Genomic DNA, 15,483 nt, shown 5'->3' with positions numbered 1-15,483 from the left:
CGATTTATTTAAATTCTGGATTTTTTTGATAAGCCTCCAGTGGTGACTGTAAAATCTGGCTTCCTGCGGGAATACTATGTGTAAGCCAGACATTTCCCCCAATAATGGACCCTCGACCAATCGTAATACGACCTAAAATAGTGGCACCTGCATAGATCACCACGTCATCTTCAACAATTGGATGGCGTGTATAGTCTTTTTTCAAAGCACCATCATCATTTGTTTCAAATCGTTTTGCTCCAAGTGTTACTGCCTGATAAATACGGACACGTTCCCCAATCACGCAAGTCTCACCAATCACCACACCTGTACCATGATCGATAAAAAAACCTTTGCCGATTTGTGCACCCGGATGAATATCAATTCCCGTTGCAGAGTGGGCTAACTCAGAAATAATGCGAGACAGTAGAGGTACTTGGGCATATAACTGATGCGCAATTCGGTGATGAATAATCGCAAATATGCCCGGATAGCAAAGTAATACCTCATCCACACTATGCGCCGCCGGATCACCTTCATAAGCCGCCCGCACATCGCCGTCTAAAAGGCGCCGTATAGAGGGCAAGGTGTTGGCAAAATCCTGCACAATAGTTTGAGCAAGTTCTTGTGGCTGCTGTACTGGGCTTGAATGACTCAAATGACGTTTTGCTTCATAATTTAAAGCCAGTTGTACTTGAGCATGTAAGGCTGTGAGTACCCGATTTAAAGTATAGGCAATATAAGAATCTTCAGTTTCCTGACGTAAGTCGGCAGGGCCTAAGCGCATTGGAAATAGAATCCCGCAGAGATCATCTAAAATAGCTTTCAAAGCTTCTTTAGATGGAAGTTCACGGCCCCCAAATTCTTTGATTCTGTGCTGTTGCTGACGCCAGTCATGCCTTGCTTGTTGTAAACCCTGTACAACAGCATTAATGTTCCATTGAGTCACAAGCTTTCCTTGATTCACTGAAAGTTGATTGAAGTATTAGTCTTGTTGCCAAGGAAGTTGATGAATGCGCCAGCCATTTTTTTGATTGCGCTGTTGCTGATCATTGAGATCGCCTTCGAAGCCTTCAAGAACGTTATAAATGTGCTCAAAACCAGCATTAAATGCGGCTTCGGCAGCTTGTGCTGAACGGTTGCCACTACGGCATAACAAAAGAATGGTTTTATCTTTGCCGACCTTTGATTCAAGTTCTTTTAAAAAGCGTGGATTACGGTTAAATGATGTGCCTGTTGCCCATGCAACATGAATACTTTCAGGAACATATCCTACAAATTTGCGTTCTTCGTTAGTACGTACATCAACTAAAACGGCTTGTCCTTGTTGTACGAGTTGCCATGCATCAGTGGGTGATAAACTTCCACTAAAATTCAGTTCATGGTCTTGTGCATATTGTTTTGCTTTAGAAAAAATCTCTTCGTTTGACAAGGATGGATTTGAACCCGATGAAATAAAACCAGAACGGTTTTCTGCATTTAATTTGGCATTCATTAAAAATATCCTTTATCTTCTATCTAGATTGTTATTATTGAATTTACGCTGATTTGAATATAAGCAGAAATAACGAATATCTATTTATATATATTTTTTTGATAAAATGACTTTTAATGTTTTAAGTGTAGATGTATAAATTACTTGAAAGTTCTTATATTGTTTTAAGCTATATTTATTATAAATTTTAGATTAACTGATTTTAATAAAAAGCCCACTCAAAGAGCGGGCTAAATATTTTAAAAATGATGATTAAACTATATCTTGAGTTTTGTTCTCAAAATCGCTGGCATCATGGCGTTCATGCAACTGTGTAGCTAAATCGCCAAAAGTACGGTTGACCATACGACCACGTTGTACCGCAGGGCGCGCTAAAATCGCATCTGCCCAACGTTGAACATTTTTATATTGGTCGACCCCTAAAAACTCCGCGCCGTTATACACCCAGTTTTTAACAAGACCACCATACCAAGGGAATGCCGCAATATCCGCGATGGTATATTCAGAGCCTGATAAATATTCATTTTTTGCTAAATGCTGATCTAACACATCTAGCAATCGTTTTGTTTCCATAGCAAAACGATTAATTGCATATTCAATTTTAACGGGTGCGTAGGCATAAAAATGTCCAAAACCTCCCCCTAAATATGGCGCGCTGCCCATTTGCCAGAATAACCAATTGAGACATTCAGTACGTGCAGCAATATCGGTCGGAATGAAAGCTTTAAACTTTTCAGCCAAGTAAAGCAAAATTGAGCCAGACTCGAAAACTCTTAATGGAGGGTTTTGGCTATGGTCAACCAATGCCGGAATTTTAGAGTTAGGGTTAGCTTCTACAAAGCCACTGCCAAATTGTTGGCCTTCACCAATTTTAATCAGCCAAGCATTATATTCAGCATCTTGAATTCCTAATTCTAAAAGCTCTTCAAGCAAAATAGTGACTTTTTGTCCATTAGGTGTTGCTAAAGAATAGAGCTGTAGTGGGTGTTTTCCGACAGGGAGTGTGTGTTCGTAGCGAGCGCCTGAAGTAGGTTGGTTTAAATCAGTTTTTTCTCCAGTCCATTGCCAAACTTGTGGAGGAATATAGTTTGAATCATTCATTTTTTATCTCATGTTTGGTTGAAATATAAGGGTTTAGTTATGTCGAAAGGCAAGCCATTTTTGTACGCTCGGTCGTTGCCATTGTTGCAGTGCATAATCTTTTAATCGCTCTGGTACCGTGTCACCGTTTTGGATGAGGCGTTGTAACATCAGTGCGAGTTCTGCATCTACAATACACCATGAATCAAAAAGAAATTCGGCATTAGATGCAAGAAGTTTTTCTGCAACAAAGAACAGTTTCTCGGCTGCTTTTAGACCTTCTTCTGAAAGTGGAGTGGATGTGGGCTGAGTAAAAATAACATCGGTTGGACGCTCAGTTCTTAGTGCCACTAAGTCTGATCGGAGCCATGCCTGAATTTGTTTTGCTCTAGCACGGGCTTGAATATCTTTGGGATAAATAGATGTGTTTGGATAAAGCTCTTCTAAATATTCCAAAATGGCAGATGATTCTGATAAGGCAAAATCGTTATGCTCAAGTACAGGCACTTTGGCTGTTAATGACTTTGCTACATAAGATTTTTCAAACTGGCCTTGCTGGCCTAAGTTGATGGTCGCTATTTCAAATGGAATTTGTTTTTCATGGAGCCCTACAAAAACTGTAAACGCGTAGGGGCTTAGAAATTGTGAATCTGTGTACAGCTTAAAGTGTTCATTATTCATTGTTATTGTCCATGTCATAAAACAATCGGATCTAGTCTAAGTGAGCTGATCCAAGATTGGGTAGCTTTTTTGTGGAAAAGCTTTATCAGTTTTTGAATTAAGCGATTTCAGTGTTCAACGTTAGGGCTTAATATGCTGAAAATGCTGACGAACAATACTAAGCCACGCCTGTACCGCTGGTGAGACGGGATGGTTCTTTTTCCAAGCCATCACTAAGTGCCACTGAATATTTGGTTTTTCAAGCGGTACTGCTGCAAATAAAGTAGGGTCAAGCATGTCGGTATAATATTGAGGAAGAAGCGCGATTCCCATACCTTGTAGCACCATATCTGCCAAGAGATGCCATTGGCTGGTCCGGCAAGCAATGGTCGGATAGAAGCCATGCTGCTTACAGGCATCGAGAATAATACTGTTTAAAGAGAAATTTTCAGGAAACATTAAAAACGATTGATGTTGTAGCTCTTCTAGATTTATTTTTTTGCGTGTTGCCCAAGTCGCATCCCGACGTAAAAGAACCATTAAAGGGTAGTTACATAGCTCAATGGTATTGAAAATTTGCGTATCAAAAGGCTGCAATAAAACGCCAACGTCTAACTCATTATTGAGTAAAGCCTGTTCAATACCGCGTGAACCAATCTCCATAAAAGCCAATTCAATATCTGGCAATTGCTGATGATAATCAAACAAGGCAGTTGTTAGGAGCTGCGAGCCTAAAGGCGGAACGCCAAGTTTTAAAGTCCCTGTTTTTAATTGTTGATAGTTTTCTATCTCAAGAAAGATGTTCTGTTCTGCCTGAAGAAGCTCGATTGCATGTTGATAAATACGCTCTCCAATTTCAGTTAGTTCAATTTGTCTTTTTCGGCCGTGATCGGGTTTAACCAAAAGCTGTACCTGAAGCTGCTCTTCAAGCTGCTGTATTATTTTACTAATAGTGGGTTGAGTCAGATACAACTCTTCAGCAGTACGAGTAAAACTTTTAGTTTTTACCAGCGTAACGAAGCACTGTAGTGATTTTAGAGAAAGCATAATAAAGAATAAATTATTCCATTTTGGAATAATATTAACATGAATAATTCATATTTAGCAGATTTAACCAAGATAGCATAATGGTGTAGTTAACCATTTAATTTCGCAAAATGAGTACTGAATCTGCTTCGGGAACACCCACACAACCTACATTTTTAGTTTTAGTTAAACAAGTTTTGATTTTGGCTGGATTTTGGTGGCTAGGATATCTTTTACATCAAAAACTTGGTGTACCTGTCTCGGCAGGTATTTTAGGTATGTTTTTATTGCTTTTATGTCTGTTCTTTAAAATTATCAAAATGGATCAGGTGGCAATAGGAGCAACCGTTGTTTTAGGCGAACTTTTGCTGTTTTTTGTGCCCGTTGTGGTCGCTGTAGTGCAGTATAAAACCTTGTTTATGACTGAAGGATGGCAAATTGTCTTGAGCATTGCGGTTGGGACCATTTCGGTCATGCTCAGTACGTGCCTGACGATTCACTTTTACAATCGTTTGAAAGCTTATTTACAAGCTCGAAAACGTCTTTAACATAAGCATATCTAAGAGCACAACAACATGAATATTTGGTCAATTCTTTGTCTGATCTGGACTTTGGCAGCCTATGTTGTGGCAAAGCGAATCTATCAGAAAAATCCAAAACTTTGGTTATCGCCTGCGATTAGCGTACCTGTACTTACTATTATATTGATGACGATTTTTGGAATTTCATACCAAACTTATTCAGAAGATACGCAGTGGATTGTTAATTTATTAGGGCCAGCTACGGTTGCTTTTGCTGTACCGATTTATCGCTATCGGGAAACAATCCGTAAAAACTTAGGTGTTTTATCTATCGCGATTATTGTGGGAATGAGTGTAGGTGTGATGTCTGCCTATGAAATGGCACAGTGGTTCCATTTTAGCCCTGAAGTGACCAACAGTTTGATGGCACGTTCTATTTCAACACCATTTGCCATGATTCTAGCGGAAGATATTCATGGTTCGGCAGCATTGGTTTCACTATTTACCGTTATTACTGGTTTGGTTGGTATGATTTGTGGTGATGCGATTTTAGCGATTACTAAAATCCGTTCTAATGTAGCAAATGGAGCTGCCTTTGGTAATGCAGCGCATGGTTTTGGTACAGTTAGAGCTCAGCAGCGTAATAGCGAAGAAGGTGTAATTGCCAGTTTAACTATGGTCATCGCCGGTATTTTAATGGTGCTGATTGGGCCATTTGCGATTCATCTATGGTTGATGTTGTAAGCTTGGATTAAGACGGTTTGTCATGTTGTTGAATAATTTTTGATAGTTTTTTAATGGCTTGTTGCATCTGTTCGGGTTCAAAATCACCTAAGCCGACAATTAAACCCGGACGTTGCTGCTCTTTTGAAAATGTTGGTGAAATTGCTTTAACGGCAATACCTGCATCGACTGCCGAGCTTGCAACGTCAATATCATTAATATGATGAGCAAGCCATAACACAATATGCATGCCTTGATCACCCGGCTGTAACCAAGCCAGTTCTTGAGGTATATGTTTTTCAATCAAGCCAATAATGTATTGCCGAACTTCCGCATAAACATGTCGAGTACGTCGAATATGTCGTTCTAAATAGCCTTCTTGAATAAAAGCAGCTAAAACGTGTTGGTCAGCAGCAGGTGGGTGTCTATCAATTAATACTCTCAGCCCACAAAAAGGTGCCACCAGTTCTTTAGGCAATACGGCATAGCCAAGCCTAAGCGATGGAAATAACACTTTGCTAAAAGTACCCAAATAAATCACTTGGTTGGGTGCCATACCTTGTAAAGATGGAAAGGGCTGACCGTTATAACGAAGTTCACTGTCATAGTCATCTTCAATGATCCATGCATTTTGCTGTTTTGCCCAAGCCAATAAAGCAGTACGTCTTGCTAGGCTCATCGGCATACCAAGTGGATATTGGTGAGATGGTGTCACAAAAGCAGCACGCGCATGTTTTGAAAGTTTAATCCCAGTTTCAACTTGAATACCTTCTTCATCGACAGGAACACGTACCGTACTGATATTTTTTACGGCATGTTCAAAAATGGCTATTGTACCGCGATAGGCTGGATCTTCAATCCAAACTTCATCTTTTGCTTCAAATAAAATCTGGCTACAAATATAAAGTGACTGTTGAATACCGGGTGTAATCACAATTTGGTCAGGTTCGCAGTGGACAGAACGAGATCGGCGTACATAGTCTGCTATAGCAACTCTGAGTGATAGCACGCCTTGAGGTTCACCATAACCCGAAGGAACTCCGGCTCCTCGCGATCTAAATTTATTACCGAATTTACGCCAGATATCACTTGGTTGAGTGCGACCAATCGGAACAGATACTGCAAAAGGAGTGTGGGGAAGCGGTTTAAACTCTTTGAGTACCTCGGCATAAGAAAGTGCTGATTTAGTCAAAGGGATTGAGTTAGGTGTGGTCTCTTTTTGAGAGTGTTGCTGCGTAGTTTTTTTAGCTAAAGCATGAGATACATAGGTGCCAGTACGTGCTTGAGAGTCAAAAACACCTTCAGCTAAAAGCTGATCGTAAGCTTCAATAATTGTTCCGCGAGCGACCCCAAGTGTTTGAGCCAGTTCACGAGAAGAAGGCAACGGATCGCCGGGCTGTAAATCACCACTTTGTACGGCTTCGCGTAAAGCTTGAGTTAGTTGAGCACTAATCTTGCCTTGGCTTTTATTAATCTTTGCAATAGACGGAAGTTCAACAACTTTTGCCATTCTTGCCATAATTCTGGTCTACTTAAAAAAATACAAAGTGGTTCTTTTTAATAAACCACATAAACCAGAAAATTTACAACACAAAATATAAATAACCCTGATATTTACAGTGAGGTTTTTAGCCATGTATATCCCCGATGATTATGCAGAAAACCATTTGGATGTATTGCATTCTCTTATTACCGAATATCCATTTGGTGTGCTTTTTACTCATGGAAGTAATGGCTTAGATGCAAATCATCTTCCATTCGAATTACAGGCAAGCGAAGGAAACTTGGGTGTGCTACGTGCGCATGTGTCTAGAGTTAATCCAGTCTGGCAGGACATTAAAAATGGAGATGAGGTGTTGGTCGTGTTTCAAGCGGGCGATGCTTATATTTCACCAAACTGGTACCCATCCAAACATGAACAGCACAGACAAGTACCGACATGGAACTATAGGGTTGTGCATGCTTATGGCAAAGTAACCATTCGAGATGATGAACGTTACGTCCGTGGTGTTGTGGCTCGTTTAACTCGTACCCATGAAGCATCTCAACCTGAACCATGGAAAATGTCCGATGCACCAAAGGACTATCTTGAACCGATGTTAAAAGCCATTGTAGGTATTGAGATTGAAATTACCAAGCTTCAAGGAAAATCAAAACTTGGGCAAAACAAAGAACGCCGAGACATTTTAGGCGCGGCAGATGGCCTATCGAAATCTGGTCATCAAACTATAGCGAATGCTATGTACAGTGTGGCTGAGTTAAATAAATAATTTTGAAAATATAAAACTTTAATATTAATTGAGGAGATAAAGATGTCTTTGACTACACCTGTTGAATTAGTGGGTGAGCACGTTATTTTAAAGCCGCTAGATGTAACTCAAGCAGAAGCGCTCAAAGAGGCCGTTTGTGATGGGGAGCTTTATAATCTTTGGTATACCCGTGTGCCAAGACCTGAAAAAATGACTGCTGAAATTGAAAGACGTCTTGGTTTAAAAAAATCTGGTTCTATGTTGCCATTTTATATTGAAGACCGAAAAACGGGACGAGCGCTTGGCATGACAACTTTAATGCATATTGAAGAAGCGCATCGCCGTGTAGAAATTGGCTCGACGTGGTATCGAAAGTCTGCACAACGTACGCCAGTCAATACTGAATGTAAAAAGCTGCTATTGGCTCATGCATTTGAGACTTTAAACTGTATTGCGGTTGAGTTACGCACATCTTCTTTGAATGTTCAAAGTCAAGCCGCAATTGTACGCTTAGGTGCAAAGCTCGATGGTGTGCTAAGAAGCCATCAAATTGTGAAAGATGATATTTTGCGGGACACTCACGTTTACAGTATTTTGAAACATGAGTGGCCTGCGGTCCGTCAAAACTTGGAATGGTTACTATGTAAGCCAAGAGTAAAATAATTTAACAATTCATTTCTTCTAAAAGTATCCTCTCTAGCTGAGAGAGGATTGCTGAATGATATGAATTATGCAAAATTAATACTTTGATCACAATTTCTACTGCTCTTGAAAAAGCATTAGAATAAATAACTATTATTACAGGATGCGTCCCTTGTTTAGAACAGTCCATCAGGCTGATCCACTGTGTTCTCGAATGGTTGGAACGGAGGCTCTATCATTATTGACTGAGCATAGTTTTCCACGTCACTCACATGATCATCTCGGTATTGGCATCATTACCAGCGGTGCACAACGGTCATGGAGTTTGGTTGGTCATGTTGAGGCGGGACAGGGTGATGTCATTATTGTAAACCCTGATGAAATTCATGATGGTATACCGCTTGATGGTCCTCGTGCATGGCAAATGGTTTATATTCAGCCAGAAATATTAAAACAAGAATTGGCTGCTGAAGGGCGTAGTGCTGATGTTGTATTGCAGCCTTTGGTACGTGATAGGCTTTTAGGCCAGTGCTTATTGCGATTATTTAATGAAATGTCATTGCCCATTGCTGAAAACACAGCCTTAGAGGAAATGCTTTTATTTAGCTTGATGCATGTAAGCCGTTACCACATGCTCTCTGAACGTTATCAACACGCCCGTTGTTCTTCTGCTCAACGTGCCAAAGAATATCTTGATGATATGTCGGAGCACGCGGTTACACTCGGTGAGTTGGCTAGTTTATGTGATCTGAGCCGTTTTCAGTTATTGCGAAGCTTTTCTCGTGAGTTCGGTATTACGCCACATGCATATTTACTACAACGACGAGTATGCCATGCACGCCGTTATCTGTTAGAGGGAAATACTCTAATTGAAGCAGCCTTACGAGCAGGTTTTGCTGATCAAAGCCATATGACAAGAGCGTTTGTCCGCCAGTTAGGCATTACTCCGAGTCGTTATCAAAAAGCTATTTTATCTTAGAAAAACTTCTGCAATTTTGTTCAAGACCGCTATTTTATATCTCTGTAATACTCAGCCAAAATCCATGTTTGGAGTGGCTTATGCAGATCAGTATCGAATTTTTAGTTACATCATTTATTGTGGTTATCTCGCCGGGTTCAGGCGCAATTTATACCATTGCCACAGGTTTAATCCGAGGGGGAAAAGCCAGTCTGTTTGCAGCGGTGGGTTGTACTCTTGGTATTATTCCACACATGGTACTGGCGATTGCAGGCCTTGCTTTAATGTTTGTCACGAGTCCCTATCTATTTACTATTTTAAAATTTCTAGGAGTTTCCTATTTATTGTATATGGCTTGGTCATCACTTAAGGAGAAGGGAACATTTCATTTTGAACAAGAAAATAAAGAATATTCAGCCTTCGAAATTATAAATTATGCTGTATTTATAAATTTATTTAACCCCAAATTACCATTGTTTTTCTTTGCCTTTTTACCTCAGTTTGTTAGAACTGATACGACAACACCTACATGGGATATGTTGCTATTGGGTGCAATCTTTATGCTCATTACGCTAGTGGTTTTTATGTTTTATGGTACTTTTGCGGCAATGATGCGTCAACATGTAGTAGGCAAACCTGTTGTATTAAAGTGGCTTAGACGCAGTTTTGCTTTAGGCTTTATTGGATTGGGTGTGAAATTATTATTTAGTTCCAAATCATGAATGAAAAGGTCAGGTTCTAAGGACAGTTAATTTCAAATTCTCAAAGATGATATTTTGCGGGCCACTTAAACACGAGTGGTCTGCGGTTCATCAAACTTGAAATGGCTGTTAAGCAAACCGCGTTAGAAATAAGTCGTAGGTTAAAAGTCCTAAAACTATTTCATAAATAGCTATTCTTTATTTCAACCATTAACTTCAGGTTAATAACTACCGATGTAGGTTGATTGATCGAAACTCCATAAAGCGTTTTTATAGATACAGAACAAAACTGCGATCTATATAGGTAAGTACATGGAAGGATCAGTTCAGAATAAAGAACGGTTATGGACAAAGCGGCGTCATGCCAAACAACTAAAACTAGAGATGGCAAACCAATATACAGATGGTGTGGTGATTCCAACTCAAGATATTATTAAAGTTTTAGAAACCCTGATTACACCGGGTGACAGAGTTGTACTCGAAGGGAATAACCAAAAGCAAGCAGATTTTTTATCGCGCTCTTTGGCTCAAACCAATCCAGATGTTTTGCATGATTTACATATGATCATGCCAAGTGTTGGGCGTTCGGAACATCTTGATCTATTTGAAAAAGGCATTGCGCGTAAGCTCGATTTTTCTTTTGCTGGCCCACAGAGTTTGCGTATTAGTCAGTTAATTGAAGATGGATTGCTAGAGATTGGGGCTATCCATACCTATATCGAATTATATTCACGTTTGGTGGTCGATCTTATTCCTAATGTAGTGCTCTCGGCGGGCTTTATGGCAGACCGTCAAGGCAATATCTATACAGGCCCAAGTACCGAAGATTCTCCTGCGCTCATTGAACCTGCGGCTTTTAGCGACGGTATTGTGATTGTTCAGGTGAATGAACTGGTCGATGACGTCTTAGAGTTACCCCGTGTCGATATTCCTGCTTCTTGGGTGGATTATGTGGTTGTGGCAGATCAGCCATTTTATATCGAGCCCTTGTTTACTCGTGACCCGAAACATATCAAACCTGTGCATGTGCTCATGGCGATGATGGCAATTCGCGGAATTTATGAAAAGCATAATGTGCAATCGTTAAATCATGGCATTGGTTTTAACACTGCGGCAATTGAACTGATTTTACCGACCTATGGTGAATCTTTAGGCTTAAAAGGAAAAATTTGCCGGAACTGGACACTAAACCCGCATCCAACCTTAATTCCAGCGATTGAAACAGGTTGGGTTGAAAGCGTGCATTGCTTTGGTACCGAACTCGGTATGGAAAAATATGTTGCAGCTCGTCCCGATGTTTTCTTTACCGGCCGTGATGGTGCTTTACGTTCCAACCGTATGATGTGTCAGCTTGCAGGTCAGTATGCCGTTGATCTATTTATTGGCGCAACTTTGCAAGTTGATGGCATGGGCCATTCTTCGACTGTCACTAAAGGCCGTTTAGCTGGTTTCGGTGGTGCACCAAACATGGGGCATGATCCGCGTGGACGTCGTCACGATACGCCAGCATGGTTAGATATGCGTTTGCAAGGTGCCAATGAAACTGAAACCTATTTGGCACGTGGTAAAAAACTGGTGGTGCAAATGGTGGAAACCTTCCAAGAGGGCGGTAAGCCGACTTTTGTAGAGCGTCTTGATGCCATTGATGTTGCTAAAACAGCAGGCCTACCTTTAGCACCGATCATGATTTATGGTGATGATGTGACCCATTTACTCACCGAAGAAGGCATTGCTTATCTATATAAAGCAAGCAGCCAAGAAGAGCGTCAAGCCATGATTGCTGCGGTAGCGGGTGTGACCAGTATTGGTTTAACTCAGGACCCTAAAACAACAGCACGTTTAAGAAGCGAAGGTTTGGTGGTATTCCCTGAAGATTTAGGTATTCGCCGTACCGATGCAACACGTGAGCTTTTAGCTGCAAAAAATATTGCCGACTTGGTGACATGGTCAGATGGTTTATATCAACCACCTGCAAAATTCAGGAGTTGGTAATGATGGCACAAGTTCAATATCAAACACTTAGTGATAGTCAGATTTTGGCAAGTTTAGCGGTCGAGGCTTTAATTGATGAAGTTAATCTGACACCTAAACCAGCATTGGTAGATCGCCGTGGTAGTGGTGCACATTATGACCTGACTTTGGAATTAATGGAGCGTTCTGCGAAAAGTTTAGGACCCATGTTTGAAGCGATGGCCCAAGCTGCAAAGCATCATGGAAAAGTGTGTCAGAGTTTACGTGAAGATATTGGTGAAATTGGTCGCCAAGGTGAAAAAGTCATGATGTTGGCGACAGATGGTGTCAATACACATCGCGGTGCAATTTGGGCCTTGGGTTTAATGGTTACAGCGGCGGCATTGGCACGTACCAATCAAAAATATTTATCGGCTGTTGAGCTATGCCAGTTAGCGGGCCAGATTGCTCAGCTTGAAGATCGCTTTATTCCAGAGCAGGCTTTGAGTCATGGCCAGCAAGTACAAAAGAAATTAGGCATCTTAGGTGCAAAAGAACAGGCTCAACAAGGTTTTCCAACTATTGTGAATTTTGGTTTAAAGCAACTTCATCAAAGTCGTAGTAGACCTATGAAAGAAGAGTTCGCGCGTTTAGACGCCTTGCTTGCCATGATGACCGATCTGACCGATACATGTGTGATTTATCGCTCTGGAACATCTGGTTTAAAACGTATGCAACAAGGTGCTCAGCAAGTATTGGATTTGGGCGGTAGCTCAAGCTTAGAAGGTCGACGTGCTTTGCATCTTTTAGAGATAGATCTGCTTCGGATGAAAGCTTCCGCTGGTGGTGCCGCAGATTTGTTGGCAGCAACACTATTTATAGATCGTGCTCAGCAGTCATCTTTAAAAAATAAAGAGGGATTTTGATGATGGAAACACTTCATTTTGAATTTGTAGCCGCAGAGCCACCGATAAAAAAAGCGTTGGTGGGATGTGTGGGTTCAGGTGATTTAGAGATTTTGATGGAACCAGGTGAAAAGGGAAAAGCTTCTATTCATGTCGTCACCTCTGTAGATGGCAGTGCAGCACGTTGGCACAATCTTTTTGAACGAATTTTTACTGCGCAAATACCACCTGCCGTCAATATTGATATTCATGACTTTGGTGCAACCCCTGGTGTCGTTCGCTTACGTCTGGAACAAGCCTTGGAGGAGATTGCTCATGACTGATATCCAAAGTTTATTAAATAAACAAGATTTTATTGAACTCAGTGCAAGAGGACGTGCCAAGGCATTATTGGATGAAGGAACATTTAGAGAGCTACTCGATCCATTTGCACGTGTTATGTCGCCTTGGCTCGTTAAGCAGAATATTGTGCCGCAAGCCGATGATGGTGTAGTGATTGCAAAAGGATCTATTCAAGAACGACCAGTAGTTTTGATTTCAATTGAAGGCTTATTTCAGGGTGGAAGCTTAGGCGAGGTGGGCGGTGCCAAAATTGCGGGTGCCTTAGAACTTGCGGTTGAAGACAATCTGAAAGGCATTCCAACAGCTGCAATTTTACTATTAGAAACGGGTGGTGTTCGCTTACAAGAAGCAAATCTGGGCTTGGCTGCAATTGCTGAGATTCAGGCTGCAATTGTGAACTTACGTGAGTATCAACCTGTGATTGCAGTGGTTGCAGGCAGTGTAGGGTGCTTTGGTGGCATGTCGATTGCTGCTGGACTATGTAGCTATATTGTAATGACACAAGAAGGACGTTTAGGCTTAAATGGTCCGCAAGTGATTGAACAAGAAGCTGGCGTACAAGAATATAACGCCAAAGATCGCCCATTTATATGGAGTATTACGGGTGGTAATCAGCGCTTCGCTAGTGGTTTGGCAGATGCTTTTGTTGACGATGATCGTCAGAAAATTCGCCAGCAAGTCATCGATTATTTAACTCAAGGCGTGCCTCAGCAACATCGTAGTTCAAATTACTCATTCTATTTATCGAAGCTACAACACGTTGATACTACTGAGCAGATTACCCCAGCACAAGTTCAAGCTTTGTATCAAGGAGAGCAAGCATGAATATCGCCGTTGATACATTAAAAGCATCTACACGTGGTGCACATTGGTTTAAAGCATTTACACAGGGCTTTAAGACAGTAGAAGGTTTTCCAGCTTCTGTTTGGGTAGCTGATGGTCAGATTGATCAGCAAGCTGTGCGTGTGATTGCAGTTGTTCAAGACAGCAATAATCTGTTCCCTCGGGCAAAACAAGGTGAAGTTGGACTCTTGGAAGGCTGGAGCTTAGCCAAAGCAGTTGATGAAGTGATTCAAGCCGATGTTCATTCGGAAATTAAACGCGCTATTTTATGTTTGGTTGATGTTCCAAGTCAGGCCTATGGGCGCCGCGAAGAATTATTAGGTATTCATCAAGCTCTAGCGGGTGCAGTAGATAGTTATGCGAGAGCCAGATTAGCAGGCCATCCTATTGTGAGTTTATTGGTTGGTAAGTCAATGTCGGGTGCTTTCTTGGCGCATGGATACCAAGCCAATCGTATTATTGCCTTAAAAGATTCAGGTGTTATGGTGCATGCAATGGGTAAGGAATCTGCTGCACGCGTTACCTTACGGTCGATTGATGAGTTAGAGCAATTGGCTTCTAGCATCCCGCCAATGGCTTATGACATTGAAAGTTATGCAACGCTTGGTTTGTTATCTGAACTGTTATCTGTTGAAAACCCTGAACAACCGACAAACGATGATCTTTTGTTAGCGAAGCAGACAATTGCTCAAGCATTTAAAGAAATTAATGCTGATCAATCGAGAGGATTGGAACAAAGACTTCACGGCCAAAACCGTCAAATGTCTAAAAAGGTCCGTGAATTATTGCGTGAGCAATGGTCATGAAACTTAAGCTCGAAGCCCATGATTTACTGTGGGGCATGACGGTCGATTGCTTGGCTGATGATGCTCCGCTTTGGGTGAAAGAGGTATTGCTTCGAGGTGATCCTGTTGTAGTTCGACGGGCAACTACTCCTGTAGATCAGGTGGCTGTGGGCGTAAGAGGGCAATTTCGTCATCAACGATATGCAGCTCAAATGCCACGATCTGCGATTAGCAGACAGCTTAAGCCAGAAGCGCTGACTCATGTAGATACGCAGCAATTCGCACACTTGGCAGAACGTTTACAGAGCATTTCCTGCATTATGAAAAACTTTTCAGGATGTTGGGGATATACAGGAAGTTTCGGGTTTGAACTGGCAACGGGCATTAAAACAGTTACTCAGCAAAGTGACATAGATTTGTTGATTCGAGCTGAACAACCTTTTGCCAAAAAGCAGGCGATTGAGTTACTCGAAAATTTTAAACAAGTAGGGCTGAATGTGGATATACAGCTTCAACTTCCAAAAGGCGGTTTGGCGTTAAAAGAATGGGCTGGGAACAGTGGAAAAGTTCTATTGAAACGTCTTGATGGTGCTGTTTTAGTAGAAAACCCATGGAATTAGGGAA

Annotated in this window: 18 protein-coding genes; 12 read left to right on the top strand and 6 right to left on the bottom strand. The window is 41.2% G+C overall.

What is annotated here, in order from left to right:
- Positions 1-4: 4 nt before the first annotated feature.
- From epsC to HUN22_RS04545, 5 genes are all read right to left on the bottom strand, one after another.
- Entirely contained in the window at positions 5-946 is a 942-nt protein-coding gene (gene epsC / locus HUN22_RS04565) for a serine O-acetyltransferase EpsC (protein WP_174726695.1), read from the bottom strand.
- 18 nt (positions 947-964) lie between these two features.
- Positions 965-1,474, bottom strand: a complete 510-nt coding sequence (locus HUN22_RS04560; RefSeq protein ID WP_174726694.1) for a rhodanese-like domain-containing protein — start codon at positions 1,472-1,474, stop codon at positions 965-967.
- Positions 1,475-1,726: 252 nt separating this feature from the next.
- Positions 1,727-2,575 carry a glutathione-dependent disulfide-bond oxidoreductase gene (gene yghU, locus HUN22_RS04555; protein ID WP_174726693.1) on the bottom strand — a complete coding sequence of 283 codons (849 nt, stop codon included), beginning with the start codon at positions 2,573-2,575 and terminating at the stop codon, positions 1,727-1,729.
- A 33-nt stretch (positions 2,576-2,608) separates the two neighbouring features.
- Positions 2,609-3,235 (bottom strand): glutathione transferase, encoded by a 627-nt coding sequence (gene yfcF, locus HUN22_RS04550; RefSeq protein WP_174726692.1) that lies wholly within the window; start codon positions 3,233-3,235, stop codon positions 2,609-2,611.
- 120 nt (positions 3,236-3,355) lie between these two features.
- Positions 3,356-4,261 carry a LysR substrate-binding domain-containing protein gene (locus tag HUN22_RS04545; RefSeq protein ID WP_174726691.1) on the bottom strand — a complete coding sequence of 302 codons (906 nt, stop codon included), beginning with the start codon at positions 4,259-4,261 and terminating at the stop codon, positions 3,356-3,358.
- 110 nt (positions 4,262-4,371) lie between these two features.
- Here HUN22_RS04545 and HUN22_RS04540 point away from each other — a divergent pair, with 110 nt between their 5' ends.
- Together HUN22_RS04540 and HUN22_RS04535 are read left to right on the top strand one after the other, a co-directional pair.
- The gene (locus tag HUN22_RS04540) at positions 4,372-4,788 is read left to right on the top strand and encodes a CidA/LrgA family protein (RefSeq protein ID WP_174726690.1); all 417 of its coding nucleotides are present in this window, start codon (positions 4,372-4,374) and stop codon (positions 4,786-4,788) included.
- A 27-nt stretch (positions 4,789-4,815) separates the two neighbouring features.
- Positions 4,816-5,505, top strand: a complete 690-nt coding sequence (locus HUN22_RS04535; RefSeq protein WP_174726689.1) for an LrgB family protein — start codon at positions 4,816-4,818, stop codon at positions 5,503-5,505.
- A gap of 7 nt (positions 5,506-5,512) precedes the next feature.
- Here HUN22_RS04535 and HUN22_RS04530 read toward each other — a convergent pair whose 3' ends face one another.
- Complete coding sequence (locus HUN22_RS04530) at positions 5,513-7,003, bottom strand: PLP-dependent aminotransferase family protein (protein WP_174726688.1); 1,491 nt, start codon at positions 7,001-7,003, stop codon at positions 5,513-5,515.
- Positions 7,004-7,118: 115 nt separating this feature from the next.
- Here HUN22_RS04530 and HUN22_RS04525 point away from each other — a divergent pair, with 115 nt between their 5' ends.
- The 10 genes from HUN22_RS04525 (at position 7,119) to HUN22_RS04480 (ending at position 15,479) form a co-directional block, all read left to right on the top strand.
- A complete protein-coding gene (locus HUN22_RS04525) occupies positions 7,119-7,754 on the top strand; it encodes an FMN-binding negative transcriptional regulator (protein ID WP_174726687.1) in 636 nt (211 codons plus the stop codon).
- Between the two features lie 42 nt (positions 7,755-7,796).
- Positions 7,797-8,396: a GNAT family N-acetyltransferase gene (locus HUN22_RS04520; protein WP_174726686.1), complete on the top strand. Its 600-nt coding sequence runs from the start codon at positions 7,797-7,799 to the stop codon at positions 8,394-8,396.
- A 142-nt stretch (positions 8,397-8,538) separates the two neighbouring features.
- Entirely contained in the window at positions 8,539-9,354 is an 816-nt protein-coding gene (locus HUN22_RS04515; protein ID WP_174726685.1) for a helix-turn-helix transcriptional regulator, read from the top strand.
- Between the two features lie 80 nt (positions 9,355-9,434).
- Complete coding sequence (locus tag HUN22_RS04510; RefSeq protein ID WP_174726684.1) at positions 9,435-10,055, top strand: LysE family translocator; 621 nt, start codon at positions 9,435-9,437, stop codon at positions 10,053-10,055.
- 291 nt (positions 10,056-10,346) lie between these two features.
- The gene (gene mdcA, locus HUN22_RS04505; RefSeq protein ID WP_174726683.1) at positions 10,347-12,026 is read left to right on the top strand and encodes a malonate decarboxylase subunit alpha; all 1,680 of its coding nucleotides are present in this window, start codon (positions 10,347-10,349) and stop codon (positions 12,024-12,026) included.
- A complete protein-coding gene (locus HUN22_RS04500; RefSeq protein WP_174726682.1) occupies positions 12,026-12,910 on the top strand; it encodes a triphosphoribosyl-dephospho-CoA synthase in 885 nt (294 codons plus the stop codon). Before mdcA ends, HUN22_RS04500 begins: the two co-directional genes overlap by 1 nt.
- Before the next feature lie 2 nt (positions 12,911-12,912).
- Positions 12,913-13,212 (top strand): malonate decarboxylase subunit delta, encoded by a 300-nt coding sequence (locus HUN22_RS04495; protein ID WP_174726696.1) that lies wholly within the window; start codon positions 12,913-12,915, stop codon positions 13,210-13,212.
- Positions 13,205-14,056, top strand: a complete 852-nt coding sequence (locus HUN22_RS04490) for a biotin-independent malonate decarboxylase subunit beta (RefSeq protein ID WP_174726681.1) — start codon at positions 13,205-13,207, stop codon at positions 14,054-14,056. Before HUN22_RS04495 ends, HUN22_RS04490 begins: the two co-directional genes overlap by 8 nt.
- The gene (mdcE, locus tag HUN22_RS04485) at positions 14,053-14,880 is read left to right on the top strand and encodes a biotin-independent malonate decarboxylase subunit gamma (RefSeq protein WP_174726680.1); all 828 of its coding nucleotides are present in this window, start codon (positions 14,053-14,055) and stop codon (positions 14,878-14,880) included. The genes HUN22_RS04490 and mdcE overlap by 4 nt, the downstream gene beginning before the upstream one ends.
- The gene (locus HUN22_RS04480; protein WP_174726679.1) at positions 14,871-15,479 is read left to right on the top strand and encodes a malonate decarboxylase holo-ACP synthase; all 609 of its coding nucleotides are present in this window, start codon (positions 14,871-14,873) and stop codon (positions 15,477-15,479) included. The genes mdcE and HUN22_RS04480 overlap by 10 nt, the downstream gene beginning before the upstream one ends.
- Positions 15,480-15,483: the final 4 nt, after the last annotated feature.

The organism is Acinetobacter lactucae, from assembly GCF_013344765.1.
GTDB classification, from domain to species: Bacteria; Pseudomonadota; Gammaproteobacteria; order Pseudomonadales; family Moraxellaceae; genus Acinetobacter; species Acinetobacter lactucae_A.
The sequence above is the reverse complement of the archived record's forward strand: the minus strand, read 5'-3'. Positions and strand labels throughout refer to the sequence as shown.

Coding starts and splice junctions, on each gene's coding strand:
- HUN22_RS04560 (WP_174726694.1), bottom strand. CDS start 1,474: ATGAATGCCAAATTAAATGCAGAAAACCGTTCTGGTTTTATTTCATCG.
- yghU (WP_174726693.1), bottom strand. CDS start 2,575: ATGAATGATTCAAACTATATTCCTCCACAAGTTTGGCAATGGACTGGA.
- yfcF (WP_174726692.1), bottom strand. CDS start 3,235: ATGAATAATGAACACTTTAAGCTGTACACAGATTCACAATTTCTAAGC.
- HUN22_RS04545 (WP_174726691.1), bottom strand. CDS start 4,261: ATGCTTTCTCTAAAATCACTACAGTGCTTCGTTACGCTGGTAAAAACT.
- HUN22_RS04540 (WP_174726690.1), top strand. CDS start 4,372: ATGAGTACTGAATCTGCTTCGGGAACACCCACACAACCTACATTTTTA.
- HUN22_RS04535 (WP_174726689.1), top strand. CDS start 4,816: ATGAATATTTGGTCAATTCTTTGTCTGATCTGGACTTTGGCAGCCTAT.
- HUN22_RS04530 (WP_174726688.1), bottom strand. CDS start 7,003: ATGGCAAGAATGGCAAAAGTTGTTGAACTTCCGTCTATTGCAAAGATT.
- HUN22_RS04525 (WP_174726687.1), top strand. CDS start 7,119: ATGTATATCCCCGATGATTATGCAGAAAACCATTTGGATGTATTGCAT.
- HUN22_RS04520 (WP_174726686.1), top strand. CDS start 7,797: ATGTCTTTGACTACACCTGTTGAATTAGTGGGTGAGCACGTTATTTTA.
- HUN22_RS04515 (WP_174726685.1), top strand. CDS start 8,539: ATGCGTCCCTTGTTTAGAACAGTCCATCAGGCTGATCCACTGTGTTCT.
- HUN22_RS04510 (WP_174726684.1), top strand. CDS start 9,435: ATGCAGATCAGTATCGAATTTTTAGTTACATCATTTATTGTGGTTATC.
- mdcA (WP_174726683.1), top strand. CDS start 10,347: ATGGAAGGATCAGTTCAGAATAAAGAACGGTTATGGACAAAGCGGCGT.
- HUN22_RS04500 (WP_174726682.1), top strand. CDS start 12,026: ATGATGGCACAAGTTCAATATCAAACACTTAGTGATAGTCAGATTTTG.
- HUN22_RS04495 (WP_174726696.1), top strand. CDS start 12,913: ATGGAAACACTTCATTTTGAATTTGTAGCCGCAGAGCCACCGATAAAA.
- HUN22_RS04490 (WP_174726681.1), top strand. CDS start 13,205: ATGACTGATATCCAAAGTTTATTAAATAAACAAGATTTTATTGAACTC.
- mdcE (WP_174726680.1), top strand. CDS start 14,053: ATGAATATCGCCGTTGATACATTAAAAGCATCTACACGTGGTGCACAT.
- HUN22_RS04480 (WP_174726679.1), top strand. CDS start 14,871: ATGGTCATGAAACTTAAGCTCGAAGCCCATGATTTACTGTGGGGCATG.